This is a genomic window from Hoyosella subflava DQS3-9A1 (assembly GCF_000214175.1).
Lineage (GTDB): Bacteria > Actinomycetota > Actinomycetes > Mycobacteriales > Mycobacteriaceae > Hoyosella > Hoyosella subflava.
The window spans coordinates 2583134-2595105 of sequence record NC_015564.1 but is presented as its reverse complement, the minus strand read 5'-3'; the positions used below and the strand labels follow the sequence as shown (position 1 = coordinate 2595105).

Sequence of the window (11972 nt, the reverse complement as noted above, 5' to 3'; positions counted from 1 at the left end):
GAGCCATGGACTACGCGCAATACCGGAAGTATGACGCTGTAGGACTCGCGTCCTTGGTCGCAGCGGGTGACGTGACGCCGGGGGAACTGCTCGAAGCCGCTATCGAGCGATGCGAGGCAGTGAACCGGCCGCTCAATGCAGTGACCACGCCGATGTATGGCATTGCCGCCCGGCGTGCACGAGAAAAACTTTCTGGGGCCCTCGCGGGTGTCCCTTTCCTCATCAAAGATCTGATGCAGGACTACAAGGGGCTTCCGACCGGCAGCGGTTCGAAAGCGCTGCGTCACGTCCGGGCCACTGCGCACAGCACCGTCGTTCAGAGGTGGCTTGATGCGGGCCTCGTGATCTTCGGGAAAACGAACACCCCGGAGTTCGGGCTGAAAGGCATCACCGAACCACAGGCCGGTGGAGTCACACGGAACCCGTGGAATCTCTCGCACACCGCGGGCGGCTCATCAGGCGGTGCGGCTGCCGCGGTAGTCGCGGGTATCGTCCCTGTCGCAGGTGCGAGCGATGGCGGTGGCTCAATTCGTATCCCGGCCGCGTGCTGCGGAGTGTTTGGCCTCAAGCCGGGCCGCGGGGTCGTATCGTGTGGGCCGCATCATGCGGAGTATCTGCACGGCGCGGCAACCGAGGGGGTCATCTCGCGGACGGTGCGCGACAGCGCAGTCATGCTCGACGTGCTGACAGCGAAACCTGACATGGGTGGGCCGTATCTCGTCGCGCGCCCTGAACAGTCATATGCCGCGCTCGCAGCACAAGACCCAGGCCGTCTCCGGATCGGCTACTCAACCCGTTCCCCGCTGGAAACGGACGTGCATGCCGAAGCCGTCGCGGCGGTCAGCGACGCCGCTGCGCTCCTCGCGCATCTGGGTCACGAAGTCGAGCCGGCCGAGCCTGCGATCGATGGCCGTCAGCTTGCTAGTGATTTCATTATCATGTGGTGCACGCAGGTTGCAGTAACCGTCGATGAAGTGCAGAAACAGACTGGAGCGAGCGCGGACGATTTCGAACTCGACACGCAGGCACTCGCCGCGGTCGGGCGTGCAGTAAGCGCGACGGAGTACTACACGGCCCACGAACGCTGGAACAGCTACAGTCGCCAACTCGGCGCCTTCCACGAGAAGTATGACGTCCTGCTGACCCCTACCATCGCGCGGCCTCCGGTCCGGATCGGGCAGCTCGATACTCCACCGGTCCTTAACGCTCTGCTGAGGCCAGTGCTGCGTCTCGGCATTGCGGATAAGTTCGCGTCCACGAGTGTCTGGAAGAACACGGTCCTCGCGAATCTCGCTACGGTCCCGTTCACTCAACTGGCGAACATCACCGGGCGGCCCGCAATGAGTGTGCCCACGTACCGGACCGCTGCGGGGCTGCCCCTGGGCGTACAGTTCGTTGGCGGCCTCGCATCGGAGGGCCTGTTGTTGAGCCTCGCGAATCAGATTGAGGCAGAGCGCCCCTGGGCTCATTTGGAACCTGTGTGAGAGATCGATGCCAATAGGGTGCGCGACGGGCCCGCACTTGCCACACTGGAAATGATGACGGCAGAGAAGATCACCAGCGCGGACGATTCGGCGCTCGCACGCGACCTGACCGAAGCGATGCGCGGTGAGGTTGATTTTTCAGCCCGCAGACGCGCCGAATATAGCTCCGACGGTTCGAACTACCGGTGCGTACCGGCAGGAATCGTGTTCCCGCTTGATGATGCGGATGCTGAAGCTGCGGTTGCGGTCTGCCGGAGACACGATGTACCGATAACGACGCGCGGTGGCGGTACCTCTATCGCTGGTAACGCTGTGGGGGATGGCGTGATCCTGGAGTTGTCGCGGCACATGAACCGCATCTTGAGCATCGACGCGGAAGCCCGCACGGCGGTGGTCCAGGCAGGTGTCATCCCCGATGTGCTGAACGCTGCGGTGGCCGAATATGGCCTTAGATTTGGTCCGGATCCTTCCACGCATGCGCGCTGCACAATCGGTGGAATGATCGGCAACGACGCGTGCGGCTCACACTCTGTGCGGTGGGGGCGTACGTCAGACAATGTGGTCGATCTCGACGTTCTCTGTTACGACGGCACCCGCATGCGAACGAGTGCTCCGCCGGAGCCGATCCGCGAAGCCCTGCGCGGTCTGGCCGGTCGCCATCGTGCCGAGCTGCGTACTGAACTCGGCAGATTCTCGCGGCAAGTGTCGGGTTACGGTCTGCACCATTTGCTGAATGAGAACGGCTTTGACGTGGGCCGCGCGCTCGTGGGATCAGAAGGTACGTGCGTTGTGGTGCTGACTGCGACGGTGAAGCTCGTGGAACTGCCGAAACAGCAGCGACTCGTGATCGCTGGGTTCACCGATTCCATTGCGGCTGCCGACGCAGTGCCGACGATCCTGCAGCACAATCCGCTGACGTGTGAGGGGATGGATGACCGCATCCTGGACGTCCTGCGTTCACGCCGGAAGAACGCGGTGCCAGATGAGACGCTTCCGCGCGGCTCGGCATGGCTGCTGATCGATGTCGAGGGCGACGATTCCGCCGCTTCGGCTCTCACTGATGCGATTGCGGACTCCGCGGGTCTCGAAGGCATTTCCACCGTCAATGATCCGGCGATCCGGCGTGCGGTGTTCAAAATCCGTGAAGATGGGTCCGGGCTCGCCACGCGCGCACTTGATGGAACGATGTCGTGGCCGGGCTGGGAGGACGCGGCAGTTCCGCCCGCGAAGCTGGGCAGCTATTTGCGTGACTTCGATGCGCTTGTCAAAGAGTACGGACTGACCGGCGTCGTCTACGGACATTTTGGTGAGGGCTGCCTGCACGTGCGTCTCGATTTTGACTTCGCCAGCCACGAGGGAATCGGCAAGTTCGAAGAGTTTATGGAGCGTGCCGCCGACCTTGTGGCCGGCCATGGGGGAGCGAACTCGGGGGAGCATGGCGACGGTCGGGCCCGATCAGCGGTTCTGAGCCGGATGTATAGCCCAGGCATGCTTCAGGCCTTCGCCGAGTTCAAGCGGATCTGGGATCCGGGAGGGAAACTGAACCCGGGGATCATCGTCGACCCGGCCGGTGTGGCGGATGACTTACGTCATTCGCCTGATAACCAATGGCGCAGCCTGCCCGTGAGCTTGGCGTTCCACGAGGACCGGGGTGACATCGGCAAGGCTGTCCACCGCTGCATCGGAGTGGGGAAGTGCCGCACCCTTTCCGGTGGTGTGATGTGCCCAAGTTATCGGGCCACCCTTGACGAGAAGGACAGCACGCGCGGACGTGCGCGCGTCCTGCAGGAAATGATCCTCGGTGAAACCATCACCGAGGGGTGGCAGTCCGAGGAGGTCGGTGAGGCGCTCGACCTGTGCCTGTCGTGCAAAGGCTGTAGCAGTGACTGCCCGGTCGGAGTCGACATGGCAAGTTACAAATCCGAATATCTGCACCAGCGCTATCACGGGAAAGTCAGGCCGCTGTCGCATTATTCGATGGGCTGGCTACCGTTGACGGCGCGGCTCGCCTCGAAGACTCCTCGCCTGGCCAACGCGGTAATGGGATCAGGGCTCAGCAGCCTGATTAAGCGGACGGGAGGGATCGACCCCGCTCGTGAGCTTCCGGCGTTCGCCCCTGGCACCTTCTTGAGGTGGTATTCGGTGCGCGGACGGAAGAAACACGGCAAGCCCGTTCTGCTGTGGGCCGACACGTTCACAAATTTCTTCTCGCCCTACGTTGGAGCGGCCGCAGTTGAGGTGCTCGAGGATGCGGGCTTCTCGGTGCATGTTCTCGACAAGCCGTACTGTTGCGGGCTTACGTGGGTCAGCACGGGGCAGCTCGATGATGCGCGGCGAGAGCTGCGGCGGGCACTCGGAGCGGCAGCCCCGCTCGTCGAGTCCGGCATCCCCATGGTGGTGCTCGAGCCCAGCTGCGCAGCGCTGTTTCGTTCGGATGGCGTTGAACTCCTTCCCGGGCGGGAGGCGGAGACAGTCGCCGGGGGAACCTACACGCTGGCGGAGTTTCTGCGGGAGCACGCCCCTGATTGGCAGATACCTGACGTTGTCGGCAAAGCTGCGCTTCAGGTGCATTGTCATCAGCACGCGGTAATTGGCGGCGCGTGCGACGCCGCGGTGCTTTCCGAGACGGGTTCCACCACGACTGTGCTCGATGCTGGTTGCTGCGGGCTCGCGGGGAACTTCGGTTTTGAAGACGGACACTTTGAGACGTCACGGAAGGTGGCGGAGACGGGCATACTTCCGGCGCTCGAGAAGCTGCCGGATTCCGTTGTCGTGGCCGATGGCTTCAGTTGCAGGACGCAGCTCGACCAGCTAGCTGGCATCCACGCGGTCCACCTGGCGGAGTATCTGAGGGCCGGGCTGGACTACGAAATATAACGCGCGGTTCACGCTGAGCCTCTCGGGGACTGCACAACTTGAGTGAACACGTGTACACTAAACTTCGTGTGGCGTTCAATGGCGTCGCACGCAGTAAGGTGTGCAAGCTCCGGAATTTCGGTATACGGCCGTTCTAGTCCGGGCTTAGAGAGTCAGCTCAGAGCTTTCCCGAGGAGCGGTATATGTCGAATCATCACTTGCGGGCTGCGGTTTTCCACGGTGACGCGTTGCGGTACGTCGATGTGGGCGAAGGCCCACCCGTAGTGCTTGTCCATGGCTTGCTTGGTTCACATGCGTCGTGGGGCAGCCAGATCGACAAGCTTTCGAAAGACTTCCGCGTGATCGCCGTAGACCTGTACGGATGCGGCGCGTCGGACAAGTTCAAGGGCGATTATTCGCTCAGCGCCCATGCGGCGAGCTTGCGAGACCTGATGCAGCACCTCGACATCGAGAAGGCTGCATTCGTCGGACATTCGTACGGCGGTGGTGTCAGCATGCAAATGTTGTACCTGTTCCCGGAGCGTGTGGAGCGCCTCTGCCTAGTGAGCAGTGGCGGGCTGGGGCCCGAGGTAAGTGCCCTGCTACGTGCGGCGAGCCTCCCCGGTAGCGAGCTTGTTCTGCCAATTGTTGCGTCCCCGGTTGTCCGCGGACTGGTCGGTGTCGTCGCCGCAGGAATGTCGCTGGTCGGTGCGCCGCTGCGTGCGCCCGCGAGCGTCGCAGAGGTGTGGCGCAGCCTGGGGACAGTCGCTGACCCCGCAACCCGCAGCGCATTTCTGTGTATCACCCGAGGTGTCCTAGGCCCGTTCGGGCAAACCGTCTGTGCCCTGAAGTATTTCCCTGACTACGAGGACCTGCCTGCGATGGTGATCTGGGGCCGTCAAGACAAGATGATTCCGGTCCATCAGGCTGAACGGCACCGCGAGGTCATGCCCCACGCGGAGGCTGTTGTTCTCGAGACGGCCGGTCACTTTCCGCATCTCGACGAACCTGATGCTTTTCACGAGGCGCTCGTGCCGTTCCTCGCCGCCGGTGCGAGCGAAGGCGGCCTCAAACTCCAGACCGGCTGACCGTCACCCTTCCTGCACCGTCCAGCCGGTATAGTCGACGGCTGGAGGTGGAGTGGTGACGGGAAGCGAAGCAGTACTGATACTCGGGGTTTTTATCGGCGGTGCCGCTCCCTGGCTCGAGGCGATTGTGGTGATCCCGGCAGGTATTTTGGCCGGACTGCATCCCGCGACCGCCCTGGTTGCGGGTGTTACCGGCAACCTGCTGACCGTCGCGCTCGCAGCCTGGTTTGGAGGGCGGATTCGACAGTGGTGGCTGGCCCGCAAGGAGCGAAAGGCAGTGACCGACGGCCCGACGATGCATAAGTCTCGGCGCCGAGGGTGGATCGAGGCATCGATGAAGCGCTGGGGGCTGCCTGCCCTTGCGATACTGGGACCGATCGGGCTGGGCACTCAGGTTTCCGCAGCGGTTGCGGTCGGCATGGGTACGGGGCCGCGCGCAGCGTTCGTCTGGGTGGGTGCGGGCACGGTCGGGTGGGCAATCGTCGCCGCTGCGCTGACCCTCGGAGGAGTCTCCGTCGCTGGCATTGGCAATTAACTCTCGACTTATATAAGTGTTCGCTGTATCGTCGTGGTGTGCACGCTTTTGATGTTCTCGGTGACCCAGTTCGGAGGCGCATACTCGAACTGCTTGCTGAGGGGGAAGAAGTCACGTCCGGAACGATCTCCGCGATCGTGCAACGCGAGTATGGAATTACTCAGCCCGCGGTGTCGCAGCATCTGAGAGTCTTGCGTGACAACGGGTTTGCCGCGGTGCGCAAGGATGGCTCGCGCCGGATGTACTCAGTGAGTACGGCTCCGTTGCAGGAGGTCGACGAGTGGCTGGACCGATTCCGCGCGTACTGGCAGCCCCATTTCGATGCTCTTGCTACTGAGATCGCTCGTGGTAAGCGTGCCCGCCGAACCAGCGATGAAAAGAGGCAAAATGATTGATGTCATGCACCAGATCAACGCAGTCACCCGCTCGGTCGAGTCGCGAACTTTAGAAGCAGGCGATGCGCGGGTCGTCACGGCGAGCCAGGTTTATCACACCGACGTGAAGGACCTCTGGGATGCGGTCACGAGCCCCGAACGCCTACCACGATGGTTTTCAGCGGTCTCGGGTGATTTGCGCGAAGGCGGCTCCTTCCAGATCGAGGGAAACGCTGGTGGCACGATCACGGCATGCGATCCGCCGCACGGATTTAGCGCAACCTGGGAATACGGTGAATCAGTAAGCTGGATCTCGGTGCGTATCAGCCCGGCAGAGGGCGGTGGTCGTGCACAGCTCGAACTTGAACACACCATGCTGGCCGATGACCATTGGACGCAATACGGCCCGGGCGCTACTGGGGTTGGCTGGGACTCGGCGCTTCTGGGTCTCACCCTGCATTTGCGCAGCGGTGAAGCTGTGGACCGGACGGCAGCGGAGAAGTGGATGATGTCCGAGGACGGAATCGCATTCATGACCGGTTGCGGCAATCGATGGGGCGCCGCGCATGTCGAGGCGGGTGCAGATGCAGCTGCTGCTGAGGCTGCGGCACAGCGGACGATTGCGTTCTACACCACCGTCCCGGGATAGGCTCGGCGTCAGGCCGCGTCGTCGAGGAACTCGTATATATCGAGCCGAAGGCGATCTGAAGCGCCCTGAGCTGCGAACAATGCGCGCGTCGATTGGTCGTTCGCGCGCAGGACCCCGAGCAGGATGTGTTCCGGACGGATTCTGCGATCTTTCCGTGCTAGGGCCTCACGCAGCGCGAGTTCGAGTGCGTTTTTCGCTCCGTCGGCAAATGCGAGGTGCTGCCCGAGGAGACTTCCGAGCCAACCGCGCCTTGGCGCGGGGGTATCCAGGATGTCGCGACCGAACTTATTGCGAATGTCGCGGCGTACGGCATCGAGGTCGATACCGATGGCGGAGAGGGCTTCGGAGTCCATATCGCCGAGTTCTCCCGCCGACTCCAGCGAACGTGTGACGGTCTCGGGCGTGACGCCATACTTGTGCAGCGTCTCCCGGAGGTGGTCGGGTGCTGTCCGCGAGAGCGAGAGAACCAGATGTCCTGCGCTGATGGTAGGGGAGCCGAGGTCCCTAGCGCAGTTCTGCGCGCCGACGACAATCTCACGAGAGGCACGGGTAAATCGTTCGAACATCACAACCTCCGGTTGTACTTCTGATGGACCGCCTGACGGCTGACCTCGAGTGAATCGGCGATTGCCTGCCATGACCAGCCCTGGCGCCGTGCGTTTTCCACCTGGATTGCCTCCAGTCGTTCGAGCAGGCGGCGGAGGGCGAGGACCGCGCGCAGGCCGGTGGCTGGATCTCCACTTGTCGCTGAAGCTGCGAGTTCCGTCGCTTCCGTCATTGTGTCAATCTATATTGACAAAGCGTGCGCGTCAACTAAGGTTGACGAGTGGCGGCGAGACGGCCGCCGAGTAAAGGCCCGTCCAATTCCCAGCAGGCACAAGGTAAACGCACCATGTACGTTCGACCCTATGTCGCTTGTCGAGCTTGAGGAGTCCGGACCGCAAGACGCACAGACAGCATGGCCTGGATTACTGCGTGTCCAGCCACGATCGATCCTGGCGCTCACTGTCGCCGCTTTGGGGCTGGCGTGGCTCGCTGTTTCGCTTATCGACGTCGCGGGCCTCATCGATATCAGTGGTGATGTACCGCTCTGGTTGTCGCTCTTCAATGAGGGAATTGTCGAAGTTGTCCAGTGGATACTGAACGCCCTGGCGGTGGTTGCGGCGGGCTATATCGCTGGACGCCTAGCTGGGGGGAGGTACGCGGGTGGCGCGTCGTTCTTTTTCGTCCTGAGTATCGGCCTTGCGCTGATTCTCATCGAAGAGGCTGGGAATGTCCGGCTTGCCCTCGCTGAATACCTCGGCGCGATGTTCGGCGGCGAAATACTCGGAATGCATCCACATGTGGTGGGGGCCGCTCCGGTCTACGCGGTTCTGGCGTTCTTTCCCGTCTATGCGTTGCTGCGCTATGGGAAGTACGTGTGGCGCGCACCGACAGCGCGCTGGTATCTCGTGCTTACCTACTGCCTCTACGCGGGTTCCCAGCTGGCTGCTCTCACTTCGCACCTAGCCGGAGTCTGGTACGCCAAAGCCGGCAATGCCGTAAACGAGCTGATATTCGGTGGCGGTCTTCCGCCACTGCCCAACGTGAGCCAAGGTGTGACCGACTACTTCATCGTGGATTCGCTGGTCGAGGAAACTATCGAACTCCTCGCGGTGGCCACGATGCTGGCAATGATTCTTGCGTACATCCACGACGTTCGACGAGGCGCCGTCCCAGTGCCTCGGAGCCCAGATCGCGACCAGGCGAGCACTTAGAGCCGTGTCAGTGGGGCACATCACCCTGGCGCAGGAGTCACCCACGTGGTCCAATTATGTATATCAACATACATAGAGGAGGGCGCATGACCGCGTATCCCGACATCGCGAAGATGAGTGGACTGGAGCTGTTGCGGGCGATGGTCACGATGCCAGATCAACCGCCCAATATTGGCCGGCTGATCGGCATGGAACCCGGAGTGATCGAGTTCGGGAAGGTGCAGTTCAAGGTGACTACACGGCCGGACTACGCCAACCCTCTCGGTACCGTCCACGGCGGGATCTGCGCCACACTCCTGGACTCGGTAATGGGGACTGCCGTGCATTCGACGCTCGAGGCTGGCGTCGGCTACGGCACCCTCGAGCTCAAGGTCAACTATATTCGTACTGTTCCCACGTCAGGTATTGAGCTCACTGCCACCGGCACTACGATCCACGTCGGCCGCACAACCGCGACGGCCGAGGGACAGGTTCACGACGGCCAGGGCCGTCTTGTCGCGCACGGGACGACCACGTGCCTTATCTACCGGTAACGGCAACTCACCCCAACGGGAACCCCGGCGGGAGCATGAAGGTGAAGTCCCCCCACGGCGTGTGGCAAAGCACCGTGGTCGGAGGTGGTGGATAGATGAGGATCATCGGGAGGACTTCGCAATAGGGGACCGGCACCGCATGCGCGGGCTGCACGCCAGGTGTGTCTGCGCCGGCGATAGCGGGAGCACCCACAATCGCTGCGGCTGAGAGCATGCCCGCCGCCGCGACGCGCATGAGCTTTGGTCGCTGTGTCATAGTTACCTAGCTTACGTCTCGGATTTCCGCTGCGGGCAGTGCAAGTGAGCGAGCAGCATCGCGTAACCGGCTGACACCCGTACACGGCGAAAGGTGCGCACAGTGGCCACAATCAGCACCCATGTTCTCGATACTGTCAAGGGCCTGCCCGCCACCGGGCTCACCGTGGTCCTGCAGGCGCAGGACGGCGCCGAGATCGCCTCAGTCGTCACCGATGGTGACGGGCGCGTCAGCGACGTCGCTGGAGATGACCTCCCCACCGGCGTGCTGCGTCTGGTCTTCGGCACCGGGGCGTACTTTGCGGCGCGAGGCGTGCAGGCTTTCCACCCGGAAGTGGTGGTGTCGATCTCATTGACCGAACACCGCCACTACCATGTGCCACTCCTGATTTCGCCGTTCTCGTATACGACGTACCGGGGAACCTGATCAGAGATGCTGCGTTAGCCGTTCGGCAAGCAAACGAGTGAAACGCGCAGGATCCCGCAGTTCGCCGCCTTCCGACAGCACAGCCATCCCGTAAAGCAGTTCGGCGGTCTGGGAAAGAGCCGGGTCGTCAGCACGCTCACCATGCGCGTCACGGAGACTCGTCACGAGTGGATGCGCTGGATTCAGTTCAAGGATGCGCTTCACCTTCGGAAGCGGCTGACCTGACGCGCGATACAGCTTCTCCAGCGTCGGCGTCATGTCGAACGTGTCACCAACCAGGCACGCGGGCGAGGTAGTGAGCCGCGAGGAGAGCCGCGCGTCCTTGATGTCATCGCCAAGCGTTGTCTTGAGCCAATCGAGAACGTCAGCGAACTCCTTGTCCCGTTCTTCCTGCTTGGATTTGTCCTCCTCGCTCGGTTCGTCCTCGAGGTCGACGTCGCCCTTGGCGATCGACTTCAGAGGCTTGCCGTCATACTCGCCGACCGCGTCCACCCACATCTCGTCGACGGGATCGGTGAGAACGAGCACCTCGACGCCCTTCGCCCGGAAGGCCTCCATATGGGGTGAGTTCTCAATGAGTTCGCGCGTCTCGCCAGTCATGTAGTAGATCGCATCCTGCTTCTCGCCCATGCGCTCCACGTATGCCTTGAGTGTCGTAACTTGTTCCTCAGATGACTCCTCGCTGGTGGTTCGTGTCGACGCGAACGATGCGATTTCGAGCAGCGTCTCCCGGTTTTCCGTGTCGGAGAGCAGGCCCTCCTTCAGAACGCGGCCGAACTGCGACCAGAACGTGCGGTACTTGTCCGCGTCAAGGTCCTTGATTGCGCCAAGAACCTTCTTGACGAGCCGCTTCTGGATCCGTTTGATCTGGCGGTCCTGCTGCAGAATTTCCCGCGAAACGTTGAGTGACAGATCCTGAGCGTCGACAACGCCCTTGACGAAGCGCAGATACTGGGGCATCAACTCTTCGCAGTTGTCCATGATGAACACGCGTTTGACGTAGAGCTGCACGCCGCGAGCGTGTTCCCGGGTGAAGAGATCGAAGGGCGCCTGCGACGGGATGAAGAGCAGTGCCTGATACTCGAACGTGCCCTCGGCCCTCATCGCGATGGTCTCGAGTGGCTCATCCCAGGCGTGGCTGACGTGCTTGTAGAACTCGTTGTACTCGTCAGCGCTGACTTCGTCCTTGGGGCGTGCCCACAGCGCCTTCATCGAGTTCAGCGTGACGGTTTCAATCGTGGTTTCGTCATCGGTGGTGCGTTCGATGTCCATCCTGATCGGCCAGGAGATGAAATCGGAGTACCGCTTGACGATCTCCCTGATCTTCCATTCCTTCGTATAGTCGAAGAGATGATGATCGGAGTCTTCGGGCTTGAGGTGCAGCGTGATTTCTGTGCCCTGCGGAGCGGTGTCGATGGTTTCGATCGTGTAGGTGCCCGTGCCCTGGGATTCCCACCGCGTGGCGGTGTCCTCCCCAGCACGTCGCGTCACCATGGTGACGTTGTCGGCAACCATGAATGTCGAGTAAAAACCGATGCCGAACTGGCCGATAAGGTCAGCTGGGGCTTCAGCATCCTTCGCTTCGGCGAGCGCGCGGCGCAACTCGCCCGTGCCCGATTTCGCTAGCGTTCCAATAAGTTCGACAACCTCGTCGCGTGACATGCCGATACCGTTGTCCCGCACCGTGAGCGTGCGTTTATCCGGATCCGGCGCGATCTCGATGTGCAGGTCGCTCGTGTCGATCTGCAGATCCTTGTCGCGAAACGCCTCGATCCGCGCTTTGTCGAGCGCATCCGAGGCGTTGGAGATCAGTTCACGCAGAAACGTGTCCTTATTGGAGTACACCGAATGAATCATCAGCTCAAGGAGCTGACGTGCCTCCGCCTGGAATGTGCGTTCCTCGACCTGAGTGCTCACTGACTATTCCTCCCGTTTCGTACTGGCGTGACAGCCGACGAAATAGTACTCGGATTCGGGGTAGGCCGACCACCACCGGGAGGGCAAGGGAGTTCGG

General features: G+C 61.9%; 13 protein-coding genes. 9 read left to right on the top strand and 4 right to left on the bottom strand.

Annotation, left to right across the window (positions count from 1 at the left end; translation table 11 throughout):
* Nucleotides 1-5: 5 nt before the first annotated feature.
* The 6 genes from AS9A_RS12255 to AS9A_RS12230 all read left to right on the top strand — a co-directional run bounded on the left by AS9A_RS12255 (nucleotide 6) and on the right by AS9A_RS12230 (nucleotide 6986).
* Nucleotides 6-1484: an amidase gene (locus tag AS9A_RS12255; RefSeq protein WP_013807338.1), complete on the top strand. Its 1479-nt coding sequence runs from the start codon at nucleotides 6-8 to the stop codon at nucleotides 1482-1484.
* Nucleotides 1485-1538: 54 nt separating this feature from the next.
* On the top strand, nucleotides 1539-4361 hold the full coding sequence (locus AS9A_RS12250) for an FAD-binding and (Fe-S)-binding domain-containing protein (protein WP_237707810.1): 2823 nt from the start codon (nucleotides 1539-1541) through the stop codon (nucleotides 4359-4361).
* 182 nt (nucleotides 4362-4543) lie between these two features.
* On the top strand, nucleotides 4544-5428 hold the full coding sequence (locus AS9A_RS12245; RefSeq protein ID WP_013807336.1) for an alpha/beta fold hydrolase: 885 nt from the start codon (nucleotides 4544-4546) through the stop codon (nucleotides 5426-5428).
* A 55-nt stretch (nucleotides 5429-5483) separates the two neighbouring features.
* A complete protein-coding gene (locus tag AS9A_RS12240; RefSeq protein WP_148262455.1) occupies nucleotides 5484-5963 on the top strand; it encodes a small multi-drug export protein in 480 nt (159 codons plus the stop codon).
* 38 nt (nucleotides 5964-6001) lie between these two features.
* Complete coding sequence (locus AS9A_RS12235) at nucleotides 6002-6358, top strand: ArsR/SmtB family transcription factor (RefSeq protein ID WP_013807334.1); 357 nt, start codon at nucleotides 6002-6004, stop codon at nucleotides 6356-6358.
* Complete coding sequence (locus AS9A_RS12230) at nucleotides 6351-6986, top strand: SRPBCC family protein (RefSeq protein ID WP_013807333.1); 636 nt, start codon at nucleotides 6351-6353, stop codon at nucleotides 6984-6986. Before AS9A_RS12235 ends, AS9A_RS12230 begins: the two co-directional genes overlap by 8 nt.
* Before the next feature lie 8 nt (nucleotides 6987-6994).
* On the opposite strand, the gene AS9A_RS12225 is transcribed toward AS9A_RS12230, so the two are convergent.
* Together AS9A_RS12225 and AS9A_RS12220 are read right to left on the bottom strand one after the other, a co-directional pair.
* Complete coding sequence (locus AS9A_RS12225; RefSeq protein WP_013807332.1) at nucleotides 6995-7552, bottom strand: Clp protease N-terminal domain-containing protein; 558 nt, start codon at nucleotides 7550-7552, stop codon at nucleotides 6995-6997.
* On the bottom strand, nucleotides 7552-7764 hold the full coding sequence (locus tag AS9A_RS12220) for a hypothetical protein (RefSeq protein ID WP_013807331.1): 213 nt from the start codon (nucleotides 7762-7764) through the stop codon (nucleotides 7552-7554). Before AS9A_RS12220 ends, AS9A_RS12225 begins: the two co-directional genes overlap by 1 nt.
* Before the next feature lie 130 nt (nucleotides 7765-7894).
* On the opposite strand from AS9A_RS12220, the gene AS9A_RS12215 reads away from it, so the two are divergent.
* Both AS9A_RS12215 and AS9A_RS12210 read left to right on the top strand, forming a co-directional pair.
* A complete protein-coding gene (locus AS9A_RS12215) occupies nucleotides 7895-8743 on the top strand; it encodes a hypothetical protein (RefSeq protein WP_013807330.1) in 849 nt (282 codons plus the stop codon).
* A gap of 86 nt (nucleotides 8744-8829) precedes the next feature.
* Nucleotides 8830-9276, top strand: a complete 447-nt coding sequence (locus AS9A_RS12210; RefSeq protein ID WP_013807329.1) for a PaaI family thioesterase — start codon at nucleotides 8830-8832, stop codon at nucleotides 9274-9276.
* A gap of 7 nt (nucleotides 9277-9283) precedes the next feature.
* Here the strand turns inward: AS9A_RS12210 and AS9A_RS12205 are convergent, their stop codons facing one another.
* Nucleotides 9284-9532, bottom strand: coding sequence for a hypothetical protein (locus AS9A_RS12205; protein WP_013807328.1), 249 nt, complete (start codon nucleotides 9530-9532; stop codon nucleotides 9284-9286).
* A 102-nt stretch (nucleotides 9533-9634) separates the two neighbouring features.
* Between AS9A_RS12205 and uraH the strand changes: the two genes are divergently transcribed.
* The gene (uraH, locus tag AS9A_RS12200) at nucleotides 9635-9958 is read left to right on the top strand and encodes a hydroxyisourate hydrolase (protein ID WP_013807327.1); all 324 of its coding nucleotides are present in this window, start codon (nucleotides 9635-9637) and stop codon (nucleotides 9956-9958) included.
* Here the strand turns inward: uraH and htpG are convergent, their stop codons facing one another.
* Nucleotides 9959-11875, bottom strand: a complete 1917-nt coding sequence (gene htpG, locus AS9A_RS12195) for a molecular chaperone HtpG (RefSeq protein ID WP_013807326.1) — start codon at nucleotides 11873-11875, stop codon at nucleotides 9959-9961. It abuts the gene before it with no gap.
* Between the last annotated feature and the right edge of the window lie 97 nt (nucleotides 11876-11972).